Source organism: Mycobacterium sp. (genome assembly GCF_019247635.1).
GTDB lineage: Bacteria > Actinomycetota > Actinomycetes > Mycobacteriales > Mycobacteriaceae > Mycobacterium.
Map to the genome: position 1 here is coordinate 1 of NZ_JAFBAR010000034.1, position 21314 is coordinate 21314.

General features: G+C 65.9%; 24 protein-coding genes and 2 pseudogenes. 17 read left to right on the plus strand and 9 right to left on the minus strand.

What is annotated here, in order from left to right; genetic code table 11:
* Nucleotides 1-596 (plus strand): annotated as a pseudogene (locus JO236_RS05315) (glycosyl transferase); the annotation flags it as partial.
* On the opposite strand, the gene JO236_RS05320 reads toward JO236_RS05315, so the two are convergent.
* Together JO236_RS05320 and JO236_RS05325 are read right to left on the minus strand one after the other, a co-directional pair.
* A complete protein-coding gene (locus JO236_RS05320) occupies nt 583-888 on the minus strand; it encodes a hypothetical protein (protein WP_293325743.1) in 306 nt (101 codons plus the stop codon). The pseudogene JO236_RS05315 and the gene JO236_RS05320 sit on opposite strands and share 14 nt — an antisense overlap.
* Nucleotides 889-1055: 167 nt before the next feature.
* Nucleotides 1056-2348, minus strand: coding sequence for a competence/damage-inducible protein A (locus tag JO236_RS05325; protein ID WP_293325745.1), 1293 nt, complete (start codon nt 2346-2348; stop codon nt 1056-1058).
* A gap of 16 nt (nt 2349-2364) precedes the next feature.
* On the opposite strand from JO236_RS05325, the pseudogene JO236_RS05330 reads away from it, so the two are divergent.
* A pseudogene (locus tag JO236_RS05330) lies at nt 2365-2436 on the plus strand (hypothetical protein); the annotation flags it as partial.
* 288 nt (nt 2437-2724) lie between these two features.
* On the opposite strand, the gene JO236_RS05335 reads toward JO236_RS05330, so the two are convergent.
* Nucleotides 2725-3030: an MTH1187 family thiamine-binding protein gene (locus JO236_RS05335; protein ID WP_293325747.1), complete on the minus strand. Its 306-nt coding sequence runs from the start codon at nt 3028-3030 to the stop codon at nt 2725-2727.
* Nucleotides 3031-3054: 24 nt separating this feature from the next.
* Between JO236_RS05335 and dtd the strand changes: the two genes are divergently transcribed.
* From dtd to JO236_RS05350, 3 genes are all read left to right on the plus strand, one after another.
* Complete coding sequence (gene dtd / locus JO236_RS05340; RefSeq protein ID WP_293325749.1) at nt 3055-3486, plus strand: D-aminoacyl-tRNA deacylase; 432 nt, start codon at nt 3055-3057, stop codon at nt 3484-3486.
* A 65-nt stretch (nt 3487-3551) separates the two neighbouring features.
* Nucleotides 3552-4475, plus strand: coding sequence for a class I SAM-dependent methyltransferase (locus JO236_RS05345; protein ID WP_293325751.1), 924 nt, complete (start codon nt 3552-3554; stop codon nt 4473-4475).
* Nucleotides 4472-5245: an HAD-IB family hydrolase gene (locus tag JO236_RS05350; protein ID WP_293325755.1), complete on the plus strand. Its 774-nt coding sequence runs from the start codon at nt 4472-4474 to the stop codon at nt 5243-5245. Before JO236_RS05345 ends, JO236_RS05350 begins: the two co-directional genes overlap by 4 nt.
* On the opposite strand, the gene JO236_RS05355 is transcribed toward JO236_RS05350, so the two are convergent.
* Both JO236_RS05355 and JO236_RS05360 read right to left on the minus strand, forming a co-directional pair.
* The gene (locus tag JO236_RS05355) at nt 5242-6267 is read right to left on the minus strand and encodes a zinc-binding dehydrogenase (protein WP_293325757.1); all 1026 of its coding nucleotides are present in this window, start codon (nt 6265-6267) and stop codon (nt 5242-5244) included. The two genes, JO236_RS05350 and JO236_RS05355, sit on opposite strands and share 4 nt — an antisense overlap.
* Nucleotides 6268-6277: 10 nt before the next feature.
* Nucleotides 6278-8230 (minus strand): flavin-containing monooxygenase, encoded by a 1953-nt coding sequence (locus JO236_RS05360; protein ID WP_293325760.1) that lies wholly within the window; start codon nt 8228-8230, stop codon nt 6278-6280.
* A gap of 249 nt (nt 8231-8479) precedes the next feature.
* Between JO236_RS05360 and JO236_RS05365 the strand changes: the two genes are divergently transcribed.
* Together JO236_RS05365 and JO236_RS05370 are read left to right on the plus strand one after the other, a co-directional pair.
* A complete protein-coding gene (locus tag JO236_RS05365; RefSeq protein ID WP_293325763.1) occupies nt 8480-8935 on the plus strand; it encodes a hypothetical protein in 456 nt (151 codons plus the stop codon).
* A gap of 99 nt (nt 8936-9034) precedes the next feature.
* Nucleotides 9035-10165 (plus strand): nitronate monooxygenase, encoded by a 1131-nt coding sequence (locus JO236_RS05370; RefSeq protein WP_293325766.1) that lies wholly within the window; start codon nt 9035-9037, stop codon nt 10163-10165.
* Here JO236_RS05370 and JO236_RS05375 read toward each other — a convergent pair whose 3' ends face one another.
* The 3 genes from JO236_RS05375 to JO236_RS05385 are packed head-to-tail and all read right to left on the minus strand — an operon-like array spanning nt 10166 to nt 11155.
* Nucleotides 10166-10387, minus strand: coding sequence for a hypothetical protein (locus JO236_RS05375; RefSeq protein WP_293325768.1), 222 nt, complete (start codon nt 10385-10387; stop codon nt 10166-10168). It lies immediately after the preceding gene.
* 58 nt (nt 10388-10445) lie between these two features.
* Entirely contained in the window at nt 10446-10727 is a 282-nt protein-coding gene (locus tag JO236_RS05380) for a hypothetical protein (protein ID WP_293325771.1), read from the minus strand.
* A gap of 20 nt (nt 10728-10747) precedes the next feature.
* The gene (locus tag JO236_RS05385) at nt 10748-11155 is read right to left on the minus strand and encodes a hypothetical protein (protein ID WP_293325774.1); all 408 of its coding nucleotides are present in this window, start codon (nt 11153-11155) and stop codon (nt 10748-10750) included.
* A gap of 330 nt (nt 11156-11485) precedes the next feature.
* On the opposite strand from JO236_RS05385, the gene JO236_RS05390 reads away from it, so the two are divergent.
* The 3 genes from JO236_RS05390 to JO236_RS05400 are packed head-to-tail and all read left to right on the plus strand — an operon-like array spanning nt 11486 to nt 14364.
* Complete coding sequence (locus JO236_RS05390; protein ID WP_293325776.1) at nt 11486-12769, plus strand: cytochrome P450; 1284 nt, start codon at nt 11486-11488, stop codon at nt 12767-12769.
* A 15-nt stretch (nt 12770-12784) separates the two neighbouring features.
* Nucleotides 12785-13798: an alcohol dehydrogenase catalytic domain-containing protein gene (locus tag JO236_RS05395; protein WP_293325779.1), complete on the plus strand. Its 1014-nt coding sequence runs from the start codon at nt 12785-12787 to the stop codon at nt 13796-13798.
* Entirely contained in the window at nt 13795-14364 is a 570-nt protein-coding gene (locus tag JO236_RS05400; RefSeq protein ID WP_293325781.1) for a YceI family protein, read from the plus strand. The genes JO236_RS05395 and JO236_RS05400 overlap by 4 nt, the downstream gene beginning before the upstream one ends.
* Here the strand turns inward: JO236_RS05400 and JO236_RS05405 are convergent.
* Nucleotides 14361-15449, minus strand: coding sequence for a hypothetical protein (locus JO236_RS05405; protein ID WP_293325784.1), 1089 nt, complete (start codon nt 15447-15449; stop codon nt 14361-14363). The genes JO236_RS05400 and JO236_RS05405 overlap by 4 nt on opposite strands.
* 565 nt (nt 15450-16014) lie before the next feature.
* On the opposite strand from JO236_RS05405, the gene ag85B reads away from it, so the two are divergent.
* From ag85B to JO236_RS05440, 7 genes are all read left to right on the plus strand, one after another.
* Complete coding sequence (ag85B, locus tag JO236_RS05410) at nt 16015-16998, plus strand: diacylglycerol acyltransferase/mycolyltransferase Ag85B (protein ID WP_293325787.1); 984 nt, start codon at nt 16015-16017, stop codon at nt 16996-16998.
* 21 nt (nt 16999-17019) lie between these two features.
* Complete coding sequence (locus JO236_RS05415) at nt 17020-17595, plus strand: chorismate mutase (RefSeq protein ID WP_416362162.1); 576 nt, start codon at nt 17020-17022, stop codon at nt 17593-17595.
* A 122-nt stretch (nt 17596-17717) separates the two neighbouring features.
* Nucleotides 17718-18128: a resuscitation-promoting factor RpfC gene (rpfC, locus tag JO236_RS05420; RefSeq protein ID WP_293325789.1), complete on the plus strand. Its 411-nt coding sequence runs from the start codon at nt 17718-17720 to the stop codon at nt 18126-18128.
* A gap of 85 nt (nt 18129-18213) precedes the next feature.
* Complete coding sequence (locus JO236_RS05425) at nt 18214-18687, plus strand: SRPBCC family protein (RefSeq protein ID WP_293325792.1); 474 nt, start codon at nt 18214-18216, stop codon at nt 18685-18687.
* Nucleotides 18684-19517 carry an SDR family oxidoreductase gene (locus tag JO236_RS05430; RefSeq protein WP_293325795.1) on the plus strand — a complete coding sequence of 278 codons (834 nt, stop codon included), beginning with the start codon at nt 18684-18686 and terminating at the stop codon, nt 19515-19517. Before JO236_RS05425 ends, JO236_RS05430 begins: the two co-directional genes overlap by 4 nt.
* Before the next feature lie 14 nt (nt 19518-19531).
* Nucleotides 19532-19963, plus strand: a complete 432-nt coding sequence (locus JO236_RS05435) for a lipoprotein LpqH (RefSeq protein ID WP_293325798.1) — start codon at nt 19532-19534, stop codon at nt 19961-19963.
* Nucleotides 19964-19986: 23 nt separating this feature from the next.
* Nucleotides 19987-21312, plus strand: a complete 1326-nt coding sequence (locus tag JO236_RS05440) for a cytochrome P450 (protein WP_293325801.1) — start codon at nt 19987-19989, stop codon at nt 21310-21312.
* Nucleotides 21313-21314 lie beyond the last annotated feature (2 nt).

A 21314-nucleotide genomic window follows, 5' to 3' on the forward strand; every position in this document is an offset into this window, starting at 1 on the left:
TGATCGCTGGGCCCGAGCGGGAGGCCACCGAACACACGCTGAACTCGTTTGTGCAGTGCTGTCTGGATGTGTCGCGGGTGGGGCGTTTCCTGGTGCTCGATGTCGGGTTGTCCGCCGGGGACCGCGCCCTGCTGGCCCAGCGGTACGCGTTCGTGGAGTTCGTTGATCCTGACCCTGCAGGTGGGCCCGCTGCCCTGCTGGCCCAGATCCGCGCTCAGATCCATGCACCGTTTTGGCTGCATCTGGGCCAGGGCTGGCGGTTTTTTGCCCCCGAGAACCTGATCACCCGGCTGACCGGTGTGCTCGCGGCCGAGCCAGGGGTGTTTCAGGTAGCCATCAACTACCTCGATGCGCTCACGCTGACCGCCACCAGCGCACCCGAGACCGCGGTAGGCCACAGCCCTGATGCCGGCCGCTATGTGCTGACCGAATCCATCGCCAACGGCCCGGCCATGTTCGATACCGCGCGCCTGGACCGAGCCGGCGGCATGCCCGCCCTCGAGCTGGACCCAATACCCGATCTAGAGCGGCGCGCGGCCGCCGCCGGACTGCGCACCGCCAGCCTCGACGAAGTCCTCTGCATCACCGCAATCTGACCCCCTGCGCCCGGTTAATCCGCTTCGCCCGGTTCTCCTGGCTGGCCCGGTTCTCCTGGCTGGCCGGGTTGGCCGGGTTGGCCGGGGGTTCCGCCTGGACCGGGCGCGCCGGCGGCACCGCCCTGGCCGCCTTCGCCGGGTTGACCTCCGGCGCCGGGAGCTCCGCCTGCGCCGCCGTCGCCACCCCGCCCGCCGTCGCCACCTTGGCCGCCAACCTCACCCCAGCCGCCCGCCCCGCCTTGCCCGCCAGCCCCGCCTGCGCCACCAGCTCCGCCGGCCCCACCAGCTCCACCTGCGCCACCGGCCCCGCCTCGCCCGCCCTGGCCGCCACTGCCGTCCATTGGCCTGCCCTTCTCCGACGTGATTGCCCCGACCCCCCCGTCACCGGTCAGTATGGCGATCGGCATCGGAGATGTCCGGGTTTTACCGAGTTCGTACCCCCAACCGAAGCCACGTGAGTCACGCGCGTTGTGCGCCGCTGAGCGTCCGCCGTAGCAGGTGCATCGCCACCGTCGTCGAACGTTCCCGGACGTCTGACCGGTTCCCGGGCAGCCGCAACGTCCGGGTGAGGGTCGGGCCGTCTGCCAGCTTGACAGTGAAACAGACTGTCCCGACCGGCTTTTCGGGCGTACCCCCGCCCGGTCCGGCGATTCCGGTGACGGCGACGGCGGTGTCGGCGCCGAAGCGTTGCAGCGCGCCCGTCGCCATCGCCTCGGCGACCGGCTCGGACACCGCACCGTGCTGTTCGATCAGGGCCGGGTCGACGCCCAGCAGCTCGGCTTTGGCCTCGTTGGAGTAGGACACCACGCCGCCGGCCACGTACCCCGACGACCCGGGCCGATCGGTGAGTCGCGCCGCCACCAGTCCAGCGGTGCAGGATTCCGCTGTCGCGAGCCAGCGGCCGGCGAGGAGCTGTGCGAGTTGATCGTCGACGGTAGCGCCGTCTTCGGAGTAGAGCTGGTCCCCGTGCTTATCGCGGAGTAGCTGCGTCAGTTGCGCGTAGACCTTCGCGGCAGCCGGCTCGTAGCGGGTGACCATCTCGATCTCACCGCGCCGCAGGCAGGTGGTGATCTCCAAGGCGTCGAAGCCGGGAACGGATGCTTCGGCGGCGCGCAGCGTCTCGGCCAGCCCGGACTCGGGCAGCCCGAACATCCGGATCGTCTCCTGCCGATAGATCGTTCGGCCGGCGATCGCCTGGTGGGCCGCGGGTGTCTCGATTGCGTTGTGCCACATGGGCTGTAGCTCCCGCGGCGGTCCCGGCAGCACGATCACGGTCGGCTTGCCGGGCACGACGACGCCCGGCGCCGTACCGACCGGGTCGAGCACCTGCGCACCGGCGGGGATCATGGCCTGCTTGCGATTGGCCGCGCGAACTGCCTCGAAGTTTGTCGTATCAAAGTGCGCCATCAGCTTTTTGAGGATATTGGCGATCTTGTTCTCGACTTCCTCGTCGAGCACCAGTGCGCGCCCGCAGACGCGGGCCACCACCTCGACGGTCATGTCGTCGGCCGTCGGGCCCAGGCCACCGCTGGTGACGATCAGGTCGACGCCCTGGTCGGCCATAAAACGTAGCTGTGCCTCGATATCGGCTGGGCGGTCGCCGCAGATGGTGATGTGCGCCAGTTCGACGCCTAGCTCCAGCAGCCGGTCGGCGATCCACGGGCCGTTTCTGTCTTGGACGCGTCCGGTAAGGACTTCGGTTCCCGTGACCACGATGCCCGCGCGTGCGCTCACCGGGACGAGCCTACGCATGGCTTACCCGGAGGCCGTGGCACAGGCGCCTCGAACTCCGAGGACTCGCTACGCCAAATGCGGCGACATGGACATCACCTACCAGGTGGGACAAGGCCGGCCGGGCTGGGTTGGCCCGGTCGCTGGCCGTCCACGGTGATACCTGCCGCGGCCGGTCTCAGCCGTTAGTGCCGGGCGTGCCCGGTGATCCCGCAGCGCCGTTCGGCGTGCCGCCGTCGGTGAAGTTACCGGCCTTGCCGCCGGTACCGCCACTGCCGTTCGTGCTGCCGGTGCCGGCGGCCCCGCCGTTGCCGCCGTTACCGCCGTGGCATCGGCCGCGTGGCCCCGGCGCCGCATAGGGACCCGCCGAGCAGGTGTTCGCCGCAGCGGTGCGGGCTCAGCCGTCGGACAGATAACGCTCGACGGACTCGACCTTGCGCGTCATCGCGTTGCTAACCCCGGCACGCCAGTCCGCCTTGATCACGGCGCTGACCCGCGGCGCGCGGGCCGCGACAGCTTCCACGGCGCGCTGCACCACCGTCATCACCTCTTCCCAGGTTTCGCCCTCGATCGTGGTGAACATCGCATCCGTCTTGTTGGGCAGCCCCGAATCGCGAACCACCCGAACCGCTTCGGCGACGATCTCGCCAACCCCGTCACCCACCCCCAGCGGGGTTACCGAAAAAGCGACCAGCACAGACATCCCCAGAGCGTAGCCTGATTGCCCGTGCGGGTTCTGGTGCAACGGGTTTCAGCGGCCAAGGTGTCGGTCGATGGTCAGGTGGTCGGCGCTATCGAACCCGAAGGCCAGGGGCTACTCGCCCTCGTCGGGGTCACCCATACCGATGATGAAACCACGGCGCGCCGCCTCGCCGAAAAGCTCTGGAATCTGCGCATTCTGGCCGACGAGCGATCCGCGGCCGACGTCGCCGCCCCGATCCTGGTGATCAGCCAGTTCACCCTCTACGCCGACACCGCGAAGGGGCGACGTCCATCGTGGAACGCGGCCGCCCCGGGCACGGTCGCCGAACCGCTGGTGGCGGCGTTCGCCGACGCGTTGCGAGGGCTGGGTGCCCCGGTCGAGACGGGTGTTTTCGGCGCTCACATGCATGTCGAATTGATAAACGACGGCCCGGTGACGGTGTTTCTGGAACTTTGAGCCCGTCCCCGCGCGTACTTTGGTTACGTCGACTAGGTATTGCTGCGCACGGACGGGAAGGACCCATGGCTGCCAAATCCGCGTCGCCTGAGTATGGGTCGCTTCGTACTGACGACGACGACTGGGACATTGTCAGCGGCGTGGGCTACACGGCGCTGCTGGTCGCGGGGTGGCGTGCGCTGCACGCCGTCAGCACGCAACCACTGGTCCGGGACGAATACGCGAAATACTTCGTCGCCGCGTCGCACGATCCGTATCTAATGGGTGCGCTTGGCAACCCGGGTGTTACCGAGGACGAGAACGCCTTCCCCCGGCTCTACGGCGTGCAAACACGGTTCTTCGACGACTTCTTCAGCTCCGCGAGCGCCGCGGGCATCCGGCAGGCGGTGATCGTTGCCGCCGGCTTGGATTCCCGGGCGTATCGACTCGACTGGCCAGACGGGACAACGATTTTCGAAGTCGACCTACCGAAAGTCCTGGAATTCAAGGCTCGCGTGCTCAGCGAACACGGCGCCACGCCCAAAGCCCGAAGGATCGACATCGCAGCCGATCTGCGCACCCACTGGCCCGCGCCGCTCAAGGCTGCCGGATTCGACCGGCACAGCCGCAGCGCCTGGTCGGTGGAGGGAATATTGCCCTATCTGACCGACGACGCCCAGAGCGCGCTGTTCACCCAGATCACCGATCTTTGCGCGCCAGGCAGCCAAATCGCTATCGGCGCACTGGGTTCGCGCCTGGACCACGACAAACTCAGCGCCCTGGAAGCTGCGCACCCCGGCGTCAACAAGTCGGGCGCCGTGGACTTCTCGGCGCTGACCTACGAGACCAAGACCGACCCCGCACACTGGCTGGCCGCGCATGGGTGGGATGTCGAACCCGTCCGCAACACACTGGACCTACAGGCGGGCTATGGGATGAGTCCGCCGGACGTGGACGTCAAAATCGACGGTTTCATGCGCTCGCAATACATTACGGCGACACGGTCGTGAACCTCTCGCCCGCCGACGCCATCGCGGAGATCGACGCGAGCTTACCCGGCCCGGGAGTCGGCGCGTTCTTCGATCTGGATGGCACCCTGGTTGACGGGTTCACGGCGGCAGTTCACGTCGGCGATCGGATCCGGCGCCGGCAGGCCGGGATGGGCGAACTCCTCGGCGTGTTCGAGGCAGCGGTTCGGTATCGCCTCGGTCGGCTCGAGTTCGAGCACCTTATCGTGCGGGCCGCTGGCTATCTGCGCGGTCAGTCGATCGCCGAGCTCGACGAGCTGGGTGAGCGCCTGTTCGTAGAACGCATTGCCCCACGGCTCTATTCGCACATGCGTGAAGTCGTGCGCGCACACCAGGAACGTGGGCACACCGTGGTGCTGAGTTCCTCGGCGCTATCCATCCAGGCCGTCCCCGTGGCCCGCTTTCTCGGCATCGCCAATGTGCAGTGCAACCACTTCGAACTCGACGAGCACGGACAGCTGACCGGCGGGATCGTCAGGCCCATCGTGTGGGGAAAGACCAAGGCCGCCGCGGTGGAGCAATTCAGCGTCGAGAATGACGTTGCGCTGCAACGAAGTTACTTCTACGCCGACGGCGACGAGGACGCGGCGGCGATGACGATCGTGGGCTGTCCGCGGCCGGTGAACCCGCGTTCGGGCCTGGCCGCTGCAGCCGCCGCGCACGGATGGCCGGTGTTGTGCCTCAATTCGAGCGGCAGGCGGCCTCGGGCGCAGCATTACCTCGCCAGGCGCGTCCGTCGGGAACAGGACTAGGGCTTCAACAGGATCTTCACGACGTCACCCGACCGGGCGTGTGCGGACGCGTATGCCTTGGCCGCTTCATCCAATGGCATTGTCGTGGTGAAGATCCCGTCGACATCCAGCCTTCCCGACTGAAGCAGAGGAATCAGTTCTGGCCAGGTGCGCTGGACCGGCGCCGTAGTCCATCGCACCGTGATGCTGCGAATGAGGCAGCCCAGCGCGGGAAAGGGAAACGGCTGCAGATCGTGCACACCGACGACCGAGACGGTGCCGCCGGGCCGCACAGCGTCGAGCGCGTCGGTCAGCGAGGCATCCGTGGCGACGGCATCGATTACCGAGTCCGCGCCCCGGCCGCCCGTCGCGGCCAGGACGGCCTCAGCCGCGGGCGACGGCATCGGCGTCGCGCCCCACTCGGCGGCGCGCCGCAACCGGCCCTCGACACGGTCTACCGCGAAAACCGTTGCGGCGCCTTGGGCGAAGGCGCTTCGCAGGGCACACAGGCCGACCGCGCCGAGCCCGATAATGGCGACGGTGCCACCGAAGGGGACGTCGGCTCGCTGGACGGCCGCCCACCCGGTGGCCAGGTTGTCGGTGAGCAGCAGCGCCTGCTCGGTGGTGATCCCTTCGGGGATGGTGAGCAGCTGGAAGTCGGCGGCGGGCACCGCGAGCAGGTCGGCCTGCGCGCCACCGAGCGCACCGCCGCCGAAGATCCGCAGGCCGGAGAAGCACAAGACGGGATCACGGGTGGCGCAGCCCGGGCACGTGCCGCAGCCGGCGACCGACGACACCAAGACCACGTCGCCAACTGACACCGAACGCACGTCCGGCCCGACCTCCACCACCGTGCCCACCGCTTCGTGGCCGAGCGAAACCGGCTCAATGAAGGGGTAGTCGCCCTCGTAGAAATGTAGATCGGACCCGCAGATGCCGGCGGCGTTTACCGAGACGACCGCGCCGTCCGGACCGGGAAGTTCCGGATCGGGGCGGGTGTCGACCCGGATGCTGGCAGATCCGTCGATTACTACAGCGCGCATCGCAAACTGCTCACTTCCCTTGTCGTACAACGAACTGCGACCAGTCCGGCTCACGGACCGCGGCCCAGTACTCGTTGAGTCGCCACGGGCTAACGGTGTGGATCTCACCGTCGGCGTTCTTGAAATAGGAGTGCTTGACCGCCGGGTGCGACCACACCATTTTCTTGATCTCGGCCTGGGTCCGCCGATGCCACTCGGCGGTGGCAGCGGGCGTCGGCTCCATCGAATGTGTACCGGGATCTGCCAGCCGTTCGAGACACTGGTCGACATAGCGCATCTGGAGTTCGGACTGGAAGATCAGGCTGCCGCCGTGGGCCAGATGCGTGCCGGGGCCATAGAGGACGAACAGATTGGGAAATCCCGGAACGGTGATGCCGAGGTACGCGTGCGGACGGCTCCCCCACACCTGGTGTAGGTCAATTCCGTTGCGGCCGAGTATCTTCAGCGGCCACAGCACATCGGTGTGCCGGAATCCGGTGGCGTAGACGATGATATCGGCGTCGTGCGTCACGCCGTCTTCGGTGACGACGCCGCCCTGGGTGATCCGTTCGATCGGAGTGCGCACCAATTCGACATTGTCCCGCCGCAGCGTTTGCAACCAGCTGCCGTTGTCCTGCAGCGTCCGTTTGCCGGTGGCGGGATAGTCGGGCAGCACCTTGGCCAACAGCTCATGGGAGTCCGGGCCCTCGCCGACCTGGCTGGTGATCCACTGCGCGAACATCATCCGCGCGGCGGCGTTGATGTCGCTGACGGCGTAGTTTTGATCGCCGTCCTGAGCTCTGTAGCCCGGGTCGGCGCGCGCGGCGTCGAGCCCCTTGTCGGAGCCGGGCCACAGCACGAGGAATCGATACCAGCGCCCGTAGAACGGCAGGTGGTCCATGGCCCAGCGCACGCCGTCGCCGACTTCGTCGTGATACATCGGATTCGGGAACATCCACTGCGCGGTCCGTTGAAAGATGGTGAGGCGCTCGACTTTGTCGGCTATCGCGGGTGCGATCTGGAAGCCGCTGGCGCCGGCCCCGATCAGCGCCACGCGCTTGCCGGTCACGTCGACGCAGTGATCCCACGCGGCCGAGTGAAACGACGGTCCCCGGAACGTGTCGGCCCCGTCGAATGCGGGGATATACGGCCGGTTCAGCTGCCCGACCGCGGTGATGACAGCACGGGCGCGCACCGTGCTCGCCTGGCCGTCGAGGCCCTGCAGCGCAACAGTCCACCTGCCGTCGTCGTCGTTCCACTCGGCGGAGACAACTTCGGTGTTCCACCGCACGTGCTCGGTGAGCCCGTGCTTGTTCATCACCGCGGTGAAATAGTCGCGAAGCTCGGGCTGCTCGGCGAAGAAGTGGGTCCAGCGGTTGTTGGGTTCGAAGCTATAGCAATAGAAATGGTTTGCGACGTCGACGCGGGCGCCGGGATAGGTGTTCTCCCACCAGGTTCCGCCTGGTCCGGCGTTCTTCTCCACGATGGTGAAGGGAATGTTGGCTTGTTTGAGGCGGATCCCGGCCAGGATGCCGGATTCGCCGCAGCCGACGACCAGCACCGGAAGCTGGGAGGTGCGCTCCGCGGGCAGGGCCGGCGGGCGGCGCGGGTCGATGCCGTCGAGGTCCATCTCCTCGCCGATCAGGGTCAGGTAGTCGTCGGGAACGTGCTCGCAGGCCGCCCAATCCAGCATTTCTCGTATTAGTTCGGTGCTCAGCGGCGCGGGCTCCGGGCAGCCGCGGTCCCGATAGTCGGCGATTATCAGGACCGCCTCGGCGCGGGCCCGGGCCTTGTCCTCCTCGGACATGAACCCCTGCACCTCGTTGAGAAACAAACCGGCCTGCTTGAAGTCGCGGATGAAACGCGGATCACCGGTGAGGTGGACCAGCGACAACAGCAGCGTCGGAATGCTCACATCCTCCAGTGCCGCCGCGATCTGCGGCGTGGGCGTCGTGAAGGGCCGGCCGGCGTAAACGCTGCGCATCCGATCCTTTCTCGGGTTGAGGTAATTACGCTACGACGAGGTTCGTAATTGCAGCACAACGCTACCCTCGGCGCCCAACCGGATCAAGGGTGAGGCGCCCATACGCCGGGCGGCGCCACTGATCAGTGCGACTCCTCGTGCACGCGTTGCATGACGGGTGCGGCTACCCGAGCGCCCGGTCGGGTAGAACCTGTTCTAACCTGCGGGGATTCAGCGAAGCAGCCGGACACCGATTCGGAGGTGACCGTCGTGACTCCCATATTGACGGCGTGCAGCGCGTTCCTGCTCGCGGTGCTGTGGATGGACCTGATTTTCGACGTGCAGGTGCTAAGGCACCGAGATGAACTACCCGAACCGGTGCTGGCCTCCATTGCCGGCTACTACCATCGTGCGACGACCACCTCCCGGCCGATGGGCCGTCTGATCGCTCTCGTGATGGTTATCCTTCTGGGCGCGTTGGGCTTTCAGTCCACCAAGCACAACGATCCCGGCTGGCTGTTGCTAACGTCGGCAATCCTCGCCGGCGTCCCGGTGGTGCTGGCAATGGTCCATACGGTCCCGGCGGCGGTGCGCCTCGGGAAACGCACCGACAGCCCACCAGAACAGTCCCGCTTGACCCGGTCGATCTTTCGCGACCACCTCGTTTGCGCCGCCGGCATGCTCGCGTTCCTCATACTGTGGGTCGTGCACGGCGCCACTGTGTGACGGCTCGTAGTTGTCACTCGCCGGACCTCGCTGGCCATGCAAACGGCGCCCGTACTAAACTAGAACACGTTTCAATTCTGCGAGCGCCCAGGAGCAGGCATGCACACCGCCATTTGCGACGAGCTTGGCATCGAGTTTCCAATTTTTGCCTTCACCCATTGCCGGGATGTCGTCGTCGCCGTCAGCAAGGCCGGCGGCTTCGGCGTGCTCGGAGCCGTCGGCTTCACCCCCGAACAGCTCGAGATCGAACTGAACTGGATCGACGAGAACATCGGCGACCACCCCTATGGCGTCGACATCGTCATTCCGAACAAGTACGAAGGCATGGACTCACACCAGTCGGCCGAGGAGCTCGCCAACACGCTGCGCGCGATGGTGCCCCAGGACCATCTGGATTTCGCGAAAAAGATCCTCGCCGATCACGGTGTCCCCATCGACGACAGCGACCAGGACAGTCTGCAACTCCTCGGCTGGACCGAGGCGACCGCCACCCCGCAGGTCGAGGTGGCGCTCAAGCATCCCAAGATGACGATGATCGCCAACGCGCTCGGCACTCCCCCGGCCGAGATGATCCAGCACATCCACGACGAGGGCCGCAAGGTCGCCGCCCTGTGCGGCTCGCCATCGCAGGCGCGTAAGCACGCCGACGCCGGCGTCGACGTCATCATCGCCCAGGGTGGCGAGGCCGGCGGACACTGCGGCGAGGTGGGCTCAATTGTGTTGTGGCCCCAGGTCGTCAAGGAAGTGGCCCCGGTACCCGTCCTCGCGGCCGGTGGGATCGGCAGCGGCCAGCAGATCGCGGCCGCCCTGGCGCTGGGTGCTCAAGGGGCATGGACCGGCTCGCAGTGGCTGATGGTCGAGGAGTCCTCGAACACCCCGGTTCAGCAGGCCGCCTACGTCAAGGCGGGCAGCCGCGACACCGTCCGGAGCCGTTCGTTCACCGGTAAGCCGGCCCGGATGCTGCGCAACGACTGGACGGAAGCCTGGGAGCGTCCCGACAACCCGAAGCCCCTCGGAATGCCGTTGCAGTACATGGTTTCCGGCATGGCGGTGCGGGCCACGAACAGATACCCGAACGAGAGCGTCGACGTGGCGTTCAACCCGGTCGGTCAGGTGGTCGGCCAGTTCAGCAAGGTGGAGAAGACGGCGACGGTCATCGAACGGTGGGTGCAGGAGTACCTCGAGGCGACGACGCGGTTGGACGAGCTGAACGCCGCCGCCAGCGTCTAGTTACGCCAGTTCTTCGTCGTCGCGGCCGGTGAACACTTCCTTGACGCGGTCGACGGCGTCGGTGGCGATGTCAACAGAACTCTGAACGATGCCGCTGGCGCCGCCCGCGATATCGCCGCGGATGATTGCGGTGACGTTTTCGACGATGTCCGAGGACTTTTCGACGGTATTAATAGCGATGTCCTTGACCGCGTCCACGGCATCTTTCGGATTGAAGCCCATCGGAGTCTCCTCAGTGTTGATAACGGTGTAGCGGGACCTTTGGTATGACCTTAAGAGATCAGTAGTCGATTAGGGTGCGCCAGTACTGCTCGGGTATCTGCGCACCGGACCGCATTACCCGCGCTAAGCCGACGGCCATCGCGATTCCGAGCAGGCCCAGCCACAAGCCTGTCAGCGCGATGACCGTCCACAGGACGGCGGTGACGGTCGGCCACGGTGACAGGACGGCGAGCACCGGCGCGAAGAAGAATCCGGTCCCGATGTACCACGCCGAACCGGCACGATCGGACGCCAGCACCAACCGCAACCACCGCGGGATCGGTTCTGACGGCGTGGTCATAAGCTCGTCCGCTCGCCCGCTCAGCCTTCGGGCGGGAAGAACCCTGCCCCGGTGAACCAGCCCGGTTGCCATCCCTGCGCGCCCAGGCACAGCATCGGCAACCCGTCGGGCGTCTGCGCCGCCGACTGCGCGTTCGGGCACGCCGCGCCGTTCTGCTGCACGCCGTAGAGCGGGTACGAGATCACCCAGTAGCCGGTGGTGGCAGCCGGGAACTGGTTGGGGGGCGGGAAGTGGCAGGCTTCGGCCTGGCCGCTGGGACCGCGTCCGAAGATGAACCGCTCGTAGTTGTCGCACGGCGCACCCAGCAAGGCGTAGTAGTTCATCCCGGGCACGTCGCCCTCCCAGTGCCCCGGGTCGGCGCTGGCGACCGGCGCGACGCCGGCCGCGAGACCAGTGATCGCGCTGGCGGTGAGTAGCTCACGAATCATGTTTCGCCCTCTGTATAGGTGTCACCCGGTCCCACCCGGTGACCTGCACCAAAGCATAACGATTGTGTTGTGGGCCACAAGGTTGATTGCCGCGCGCACCCCCCGGGTTGACGCTTGCACGACTCCGTCCAGGCTGAAAGTCCCGCACAACGATGCGCATTAGTGGTTCTTCCCAGTCGTCCGGTGGGGTTTCTATGCGGACCGGCCGCGCGTCCAAAACTCATCGCACTAGAACATGTTGCAAATGCTTCCCAACCGTGGTGTAGCAATGGTTTATTGGCACGAGACGACCACTAGAACAAACAGATCTGGTGTAGCGAGGAGTGCGTCATGACAACCGCCGAACCAAAGGCCAAGCCAACCCCCAACCTGCCGCCCGGGTTCGATTTCACCGACCCTGACATCCACGCCGAGCGCCTCCCGGTCGAAGAGTTGGCCGAATTGCGGCGGACCGCGCCGATCTGGTGGAACGAGCAACCCCCCGGTACGGGCGGGTTCGACGACGGCGGCTTCTGGGTGGTGTCCAAGCACAAGGATGTCAAGGAGATATCGCTGCGCAGCGATATCTTCTCCAGCCTGCAGAAGACGGCCCTGCCTCGTTACAAAGAGGGCACGGTGCGCGACCAGATCGACACGGGCAAGTTCGTGTTGCTCAACATGGACGCGCCGCAGCACACTCACCTGCGCAAGATCATCTCCCGCGGCTTTACGCCCCGGGCCGTCGAGCGCTTGCGCGACGATCTCAACGATCGCGCCCGGCGCATCGTCGAGTCCGCGGCCGCCGAGGGTTCGGGTGACTTCGTTGAGCAGGTGTCCTGCGAACTGCCGCTGCAGGCGATCGCGGGGCTGCTTGGTGTTCCCCAGGACGACCGGATGAAACTGTTCCACTGGTCCAATCAGATGGTGGGCGACCAGGATCCCGAGTTCGCTCGCAACGACGCCATGGGTGCCTCGGTCGAGCTGATCACCTATGCGATGCAGATGGCCGCCGACAGGGCGCAGAACCCCGGGCCGGACATCGTGACCAAGCTGATCGAGGCGGATGTCGACGGCCACAAGCTGTCCGACGACGAGTTGGGGTTCTTCGTCATCCTGCTGGCCGTCGCCGGCAACGAGACCACCCGCAACTCCATCACCCAGGGCATGATGGCCTTCACCGATTTCCCCGACCAGTGGGCGCTGTACAAGCGGGAGCGTCCAGCCACCACCGCCGATGAGATCGTCCGCTGGGCAACGCCGGTCACGTCGTTCCAGCGCACGGCGCTGGAGGACTACGAGTTGTCCGGCGTACAGATCAAGAAGGGCCAGCGGGTCGTCATGGTTTATCGCTCGGCCAATTTCGACGAGGATGTGTTCGACGATCCATTCACCTTCAACATTCTGCGTAATCCCAACCCGCACGTGGGATTTGGCGGCACGGGCGCGCACTACTGCATCGGGGCCAACCTGGCGCGGATGACAATTGACCTGATGTTCAACGCGATCGCCGACGCCATGCCCGACCTGGAACCGGTCGGCAAGCCCGAACGGTTGCGGTCGGGGTGGCTCAACGGCATCAAGCACTGGCAGGTCAATTACCACGGCGACGGGGCCAAATGCCCTGTCGCACACTGAGAACGGCAAGGTGGCATGGCCACTCATCGAGCTGTCCAGGTGCGGTCCGCGGGCGCGGCGTTGGAGCTGGCAGACGTCGAAACGCGTTCCCCGGATCGCGCAGAGGTACGCCTGAAGGTCAATGCGTGCGGTGTCTGCGGGACCGACGTCCACTTTGTCAATGGCGGCTTTCCCGGCATGTCCTGGCCGTTGACCCCCGGACATGAAATCGCCGGGACCATAGCGGAACTCGGCGCCGGTGTCGAGGAATTCGCGGTTGGCGATCGCGTCGCCGTCGGCTGGTTCGGCGGGAACTGCAACCACTGCGACCCGTGTCGTAAGGGCATCTTCATTCACTGCGCGAACGGCAAGGTCCCAAGCTGGCAATATCCCGGCGGGTATGCGGAATCGGTGACGGTGCCCGCCAACGCGCTGGCCCGGATTCCGGCCGAACTCTCCGATGCCGAAGCCGCCCCGATGGGCTGCGCCGGCGTTACTACCTACAACGCGCTGCGCCACACCAAAGCCGTGCCCGGCGACCGCATCGCGATCCTCGGCGTCGGCGGGCTCGGTCATCTGGGGATCCAGTTCTCTCGGGCCATGGGATTCGAGACCATCGCGCTCAATCGTGGCACCGCCAAAGCCGAGGACGCCCAAAAACTCGGCGCCCACCACTACATAGACACCACCGACGGTGACGTCGCGCACGCAATACGTGCCCTGGGTGGGGCGGTGGTGGTGCTGGGCACGGCGGGGAACTCCAAGGCCATGGCCGACACGATCGGTGGGCTGCTGCCACAAGGCGAACTGGTCACCATCGGCGTCACGCCCGAGCCGCTGCCGATCAGTCCCGTGCAACTGATAACCCCTGGGCTCAGCGTCGTCGGCCATCCCTCCGGCACCGCGAAGGACATCGAAGAGACCCTGCATTTCGCGGTCCTGTCGGGTGTGCGGGCCTGGATCGAGGAACTACCGCTGGCGCAGGCGGCCGAGGGCTACGCGACGCTGGAGCAGGGACGAGCGCACTACCGCACAGTCCTCATCATGTGAACGATCCGAAAACCGACACGGTGTGGGCGCTGGACCAATCCGACGGTGAGTTGATCCTGCGGACCGGCGTCGCGGGCCGCGCCGCGCGCATGGGTCACCGTCTCACCATCGAGATGACCCGGTGGCAGGCCACGGTGAATTGGGCTGGTGGTCAACCTGTTTCGGCGGAGCTAGCGGTCGAGGTGGATTCGCTGGCCGTCGTGCATGGCGAGGGTGGCGTCAAGGGGCTGTCCGCCGCCGAGCGGGCCCTGGTGCGCTCCAATGCGCTCAAGTCGCTGTCCGCCAACCGATTTCCCGAGATCCGGTTCAGCGCCGACACGATCGCGAACACCGTCGGCGGATACCGCCTCATCGGGACGCTGCAGATCGGTCGAAAGTCGCGAGAGCACGTAATCGACTTGCGCACTGAGGGTCTCGATGAGTCCTGGCGGATGTCCGCCGAATCCCGGGTTCGGCAATCCGATTACGGCATCAGACCGTATTCACTGCTGATGGGCTCGATGCGGGTCGCCGACGAAGTGACGGTGAGCTTCACCGCCGTCCTCAGGCCCAGCGAGATGGCCTAGGGCTGCGCGGGTGCCGGCGACGTGGGGACGCCGGCCCCGCCCGGTATGTGCTCGAGCACGCGGGTCAGGAACGGTTGCCGGCCCGGATCCGGTTGCGGCCCCTGTTGCTCGTCTTCGCCGGGGGCGACGCCTTCCGGCGATTGTTCACCCGGCGCGGCCCGAGCCGGCTCCGGCGCACTCGGCGCGGCCCCCTGCGCCACCGGGGGGGTCGACGTGTGCGCATGCTTTGCCGTTTCGGAATCTTTGTTCGGGGCCAACTGGATACCCACGGCGAGCGAGAACGAGGCGACGAAAGTCACCGCGCCGGCGGCTAGAGCGGTCACTGCCCCGGCGTACGACAACCGCCGCGTGCGTGCCGGCTCGACGGCGGGTTCGGGGGTGGTTTCCGCCACCAGCTGCTCGTCGGTGAATTCGGTGCTGCGAGCGGCCGCCAGCGCCGCGCCCCGAGCGACCGTCACTTGCGCCATGCTCTGCGCGAAAACCGGTACCGGCAGCGCCTTTTCGAGTTGCCATGAGAACGCGTGGATGTCGTTGTCGGAACCGACGACCACCACTCCGGCGGGGCGCCAGGCGTTGCGGTCGAACATCCCGGTCAGCCAGGACGTCAGCCCGTCGAATCCGCCGCGCACGTGCTTGACGGCGGTTTGCGTCTGGCCGTCACGAGTGTCGACCATGACGACGGTTGCCCAGTCATGCTCGAGAATGCAGACCGCGGTCTGTTCGTAACCGATCACGGGTGCGATGGCTTGTGCCAGCGTTTCGACCGCTTCGAGCAGCCGAACCGGTACCACGTTGTCGAAGCCGGCGTCGGTCAAAGACTCCTGCAGCAGCGCGGCCTGGGCAGACGCGTCGTCGTTCCAGGTCACTCCGATGACACGTAGTCGATGTTCGGAGGCCGTCGCCACCGCCTGTGCCCGCAATACCTCAGCCGCCACCTGCTCCGCGGTGCTCACGGCGTGGATTCCGCCGCCGCCACGGAGGGCCAGCTCGCGGTGGTCCAGGATGGTGCCATCTGCGCCGTGGCCCTCGGCGAGGACCCACCCCAGCGTGGTCGGCGTCACTGATAGCCCGAGTACCGCGTCCAAAATTCGCACCTCAATCGTTCCCGGCCCTGATGGCTCGCCCGACCTTGACGCACCTGGGGATGCCCTGGTGCGGTTGTCCGTGAGCGCCGAAACGGACCGGGATAGCTTCGTCTCCGTCGGCTTGCTTCGACAGAGCCTACGCGGTCAAGCCAAATTCGGCTGCCCCGCTCCACAACCGGCCGGATGGGCGCCCGTGGGGCGCTGCAATTCCGATCTTTGGTACCCGGCCGCATTGGCGGACGGGTAAACCATCAACAGATTGCTAGCGCGCTACGGCGTGTCGGAATCGGGCTCCTTGCTTTGATTAGCTACGGTGAATGCACAACTGCATATGGCGTCGGCTTCTCGCTGCGTATCGGCTCAAAAGGCCAGGCTGTGTGCGTCTGCGTGGAGGCTTCGGGGGCTGGCCGGTGCAACCGGTCGCGGCCCACATAGCACAGTTGCTGTATTGCTGGCGGTAACCGATACACAACTGAGACGATTTCGCTTCCAGATCGACATTTGGCCTATTCACACGGTAAGTTCTGCCAAGGCATACGACCACATGCGGACAAGGGGCATAGGTATGACAGAAGTGAGCGGGAAGATGCGGGCCTGGGGGCGCCGCCTCATGGTGGGCGCGGCAGTGGCCGCGAGCCTCCCCGGCCTGATCGGACTCGCCGGCGGTGCGGCTACCGCCAACGCCTTCTCCAGGCCGGGTCTGCCGGTCGAGTACCTGCAGGTGCCATCGGCGGGAATGGGTCGCAACATCAAGGTCCAGTTCCAAAGCGGTGGCAGCGGGTCTCCCGCGGTCTACCTACTCGACGGGTTGCGGGCCCAGGACGACTACAACGGTTGGGACATCAACACCCCGGCGTTCGAGTGGTACTACCAGTCGGGCCTGTCGGTCGTCATGCCGGTCGGTGGGCAGTCCAGCTTCTACAGCGACTGGTACAACCAGGCCTGCGGCAAGGCCGGCTGCTCTACGTATAAGTGGGAAACGTTCCTGACCACCGAGCTGCCGAGCTACCTGGCCTCGCAGAAGAGTGTCAAGTCGACCGGCAGCGCCGCGGTCGGCATCTCGATGGCCGGCTCGTCGGCGATGATCCTGGCCGCCTACCACCCCAACCAGTTCATCTACGCGGGCTCGCTGTCGGCGCTGATGGACCCCTCCAGCGGCATGGGGCCGACGTTGATCGGCTTGGCGATGGGTGACGCCGGCGGCTACAAGGCCAACGACATGTGGGGCCCGTCGAGTGACCCGGCGTGGCAGCGCAACGACCCGACGGTGCAGATCCCGAAGCTGGTGGGCAATAACACTCGGCTGTGGGTCTACTGCGGTAACGGGACGCCGTCGGAGTTGGGCGGGGCCAACATGCCCGCCGAGTTCCTGGAGAACTTCGTGCGCAGCAGCAACCTGAAGTTCCAGGATGCCTACAACGCGGCCGGTGGCCACAACGCGGTGTGGAACTTCAACGCCAACGGCACGCACAGCTGGGAGTACTGGGGTGCGCAGCTCAACGCGATGAAGGGTGACCTGCAGAGCTCCTTGGGTGCGTCGTCCGGCTAGCGGCCCATCCGCCGGAATCTGTTGCTACTGCGCTTGACGACAACGTCGTCAAGCGCAGTAGCCGTTTTCGGGCTTCTTCTCACAGTGCTGACGGCACCGCCGGTGGGCGCCGACATCTCCGGCCCGTTGAACGCGTTGGTCGATGCCGCCGCGCAGCGGCTGCAGGTCGCCGAATCCGTCGCCGCCGCAAAATGGACCTCGCACGGGGATATCGAGGATTTAGTCCGCGTCCGGCAGGAACTCACCAAGTTGCGCGCGCAGGCCACCGCAGAGCACATCGACCCGGATTACGTCGCCCGCGTCTTCGGTGACCAGATCCAGGCCACCGAGGCGATCGAATACAGCAGGTTCTCGGACTGGAAGCTCGACCCGGCCAGCGCGCCAGCGGCGCCACCGGATCTGTCCGCCTCGCGGTCGGTGATCGATGGCCTCAACCAGACGATGGTCACCCAGATCGCCATGAATTGGGAGCTGCTGCACTCGCCCGCATGTGACACCCAGCTCGACGACGCCAGGGCCGGCGTGGCGCGGGCGCGGCAACTCGAGGACCTGTATCAACGAGCGCTGCTAGCCGCCACGCAGTCGTACTGTGCCTAAGAATTTCTTGTAGAACGTTTTTCTTCTGCGCCCTGACGTGCTGATTTAAATGCCATAAACTTCTTATCTCGCAAGCCATTCGAATCGGTAACGCTTTGGCCACACCGGTCGAAATCCAACACATGACAAACTTGCGCAACTCCTTCACCAAGACCCTCACCGTCGCAGGATTCGTTGCAGCATCGATCACCCTGTCGGCCGGCGTCGCCAACGCCGCCCCCGCTCCCAACTGGGACGCGATCGCGCAATGCGAGTCCGGTGGCAACTGGGCGGCCAACACTGGAAACGGCGAATACGGTGGGCTGCAATTCAAGCCGGCCACCTGGTCCCAATTCGGCGGCGTCGGCAACCCGGCGGCCAACTCCCGAGAGCAGCAAATCACCGTTGCCGACCGGGTTTTCGCCGAAGATGGGCTGGAGCCATGGCCGAAGTGCGGCTCGGAGTCGGGCCTTCCGATCGCTTGGTATTCACACCCGGCGCAGGGCATCAAGCAGATGATCAACGGGCTGATTGGGGTGGCGGTCCCGCACTAGCGGCCAGCGGGCACCTTCCTAGCAGCTTTATAGCGGCTTTCTAGCAGCTATAGCCCTGCCGAAAGGTCTATGACCAAGCGCGGGAATGTGTTTGGATCGGGCAATGGAAGGTTCGGCGACGGTCCATATGAAGGCGCCCGCGGACAAGATCTGGGAGTTGATTTCAGACGTCCGCAACACCGGACGGTTCTCCCCGGAGACGTTCGAAGCGGAGTGGCTGGGCGGGGCCACCGGCCCCGCGCTGGGTGCCCGATTCCGCGGTCACGTCCGGCGAAACGAGATCGGGCCGGTGTACTGGACGACGTGTAAGGTGACCGCCTGCGAACCGGGCCGCGAATTCGGCTTCACGGTCCTGGTGGGCGATCGAGCCGTGAACAACTGGCATTACCGGCTGGCTCCGGCGACCGACGGCACGGACGTGACCGAGTCGTTTCGGCTCAGTCCCTCGCCGTTCGTCAACGTGTATTGGGTATTCGGTGGTTTTCTGCGCAAGCGGCGCAATATCCGGGACATGACAAAGACGCTGAACCGCATCAAAGATGTGGCCGAGACGGCGTGAAATCCGTCTTCATTACCGGCGCCGGCAGCGGCATGGGCCGCGAGGGGGTGAAGCTCTTCCACGTCAGGGACTGGCGCGTCGGCGCGGTCGACCGCAACGAGGACGGGCTCGCCACGCTGGCCGAGGAACTCGGCGATGACCGGTTGTGGCTTCGGACGGTCGATGTCACGGACAAGGCCGCTTTCGACGCCGCTCTGGCCGACTTTTGCTCTGGCAATAGCGGCGGCGGGCTCGACATGATGTGGAACAACGCCGGCATCGCCCAGGGCGGGTGGTTCGAGGACGTCCCGTACGACGACGCCATGCGCGTCGTCGACGTGAACTTCAAGGCTGTGCTGATCGGTGCCTATGGCGCGCTGCCCTATCTCAAGAAGAACCCGGGCAGCCTGATGTTCTCGACGTCGTCATCGTCGGGCACCTACGGCATGCCGCGCATCGCGGTGTACTCGGCGACGAAGCATGCAGTGAAGGGGTTGACCGAGGCGCTGAGCGTGGAGTGGCAGCGGCACGGCGTGCGGGTCGCCGACGTTCTGCCCGGCCTGATCGACACCCCGATCCTCACCTCCACGCCCCAGCACTCCGACGGCGGCGTGACCAGGTTGTCCCGCGAGGAGCTCCGCGCCGCCGCGCCCAAAAAGGGCATGTTGCGCCTGATGTCCGCGAACAGCGTGGCCCAGGCGGCCTGGCAGGCCTACCATCACCCGAAGCGGTTGCATTGGTACGTGCCGGAAAGCATCCGCTGGATCGACCGGCTGAAGGGCCTCAGCCCCGAGTTCGTTCGAGGTCGGATCGTGAAATCGCTACCCAGGATGACGCAGGAACGGCAGTAGAGACGGAGGTCACGGTGCAGAACCGGTTGGTCCGAATGGTCGCAGTGGCAGGCACCGCGCTGGTCGCCGCCGTCGTCTCCGGGTGCGGCGGGTCCGCCCAGACGATGCCCCGCAAGCCCGCGCACCTGACTCTGGGAAGCAACACGCGCACCACAAGTCCCCCGGCCTGTACGCAGGACCAGCAATACCGGACCATCGACATCCGCGACGGCGGCGGCCGGGTCCAAGCCGTGGTGCTGCTCGTCGGCGAGGGCGCGCAGCCGCAGTGGGTGAAGTTCCACAACGTCGATGGGTTCAACGGCAGCTTCTGGGCAGGCGGGGTGGGTGCAGCACGCGTCGACCTCGTGCACAGCACCTACACGATCGCCGGCAGCGCCTACGGCATCAACAACAGCAGCCCCGACAAAGTCGTGACGACGAACTTCAAGATCACCGCTGATTGTTGAGCCCCGCGCTTAGGCTGGTACCAATGAAGCAGAGATTGCATTGGCTGGCTCTGCACGGGTTCGTCCGCGGTGTGGCCACGATCGGGGCCATGCGCGGCGACCTGCAGGCCAGATTGATCGCCGATCCGAGCGTGCTCGCCGATCCGGTGCCCTTCTACGACGAACTGCGGGCGCGCGGACCACTCATGCGCAACCGGGTCAACTACCTGACTGTCGACCACGGCCTGGCCCACGAGCTGCTGCGCTCCGATGACTTCCGGGTTGTGAACATGGGATCGAACCTGCCTGCGCCGCTGCGTTGGCTGGAGAGCCGCGTCCGCGATGACTTTCTGCATCCGTTGCGGGCCCCGTCCTTATTGGCCGTGGAGCCGCCGGACCACACGCGTTACCGCAAGACGGTGTCGGCGGTGTTCACCTCCCGGGCGGTCGCCGCGTTGCGCGACCGGGTGGAGCTGACCGCTGCCAAGCTATTGGACGAACTCGCCTGCGAGTCCGGTGTTTCCAGCGTTATAGACGTCGTCGGGCGGTATTGCTCCCAGCTTCCGGTCGCGATCATCAGCGACATCCTGGGTGTGCCCGAACGGGATCGCAGCCGGGTGCTGGAGTTCGGTGAGCTCGCCGCGCCGAGCCTGGACATCGGGCTGCCGTGGCGCCAGTACCGGACCGTGCAGCGGGGGATCGCCGGCTTCAACTTCTGGCTGGCAGAACATCTGCGCCAATTGCGGCGTTCCCCTGGTGAAGATCTGATGAGTCAGGTTATCCGGCAAGCCGAAAGCGGTTCCGCCGAAACATATCTCAATGAGACCGAACTCGAGGCGCTGGCCGGGCTGGTATTGGCCGCCGGGTTCGAGACCACAGTCAACCTGTTGGGCAACGGAATTCGCATGCTGCTGGACAATCCGGAGCACCTGCAGATGCTGCGCCAGCACCCCGAATTGTGGCCGAATGCGGTCGAAGAAATCCTGCGATTGGACTCGCCGGTTCAACTCACCGCGCGCGTGGCCCTACAGGACGTCGACATGGCGGGCATGACCATCAAACGCGGCGAGTTGGTGGTGGTGTACCTGGCCGCGGCTAACAGAGATCCTGCAGTGTTTCCGCAGCCGCATCGCTTCAATATCCAACGCCCCAATGCCGGAAGGCATCTCGCGTTCTCGGGCGGACGACACTTCTGCCTGGGGGCAGCGCTTGCGCGCGCTGAGGGCGAAGTCGGGCTGCGAACATTTTTCGATCGATTCCCCAATGTGCGGGCCGCCGGGGCCGGAAGTAGGCGCGACACGCGGGTGTTACGCGGCTGGTCCACACTGCCAGTGACGCTGGGCCAAGCGCGGTCGATGGTGTCGTCGTAACT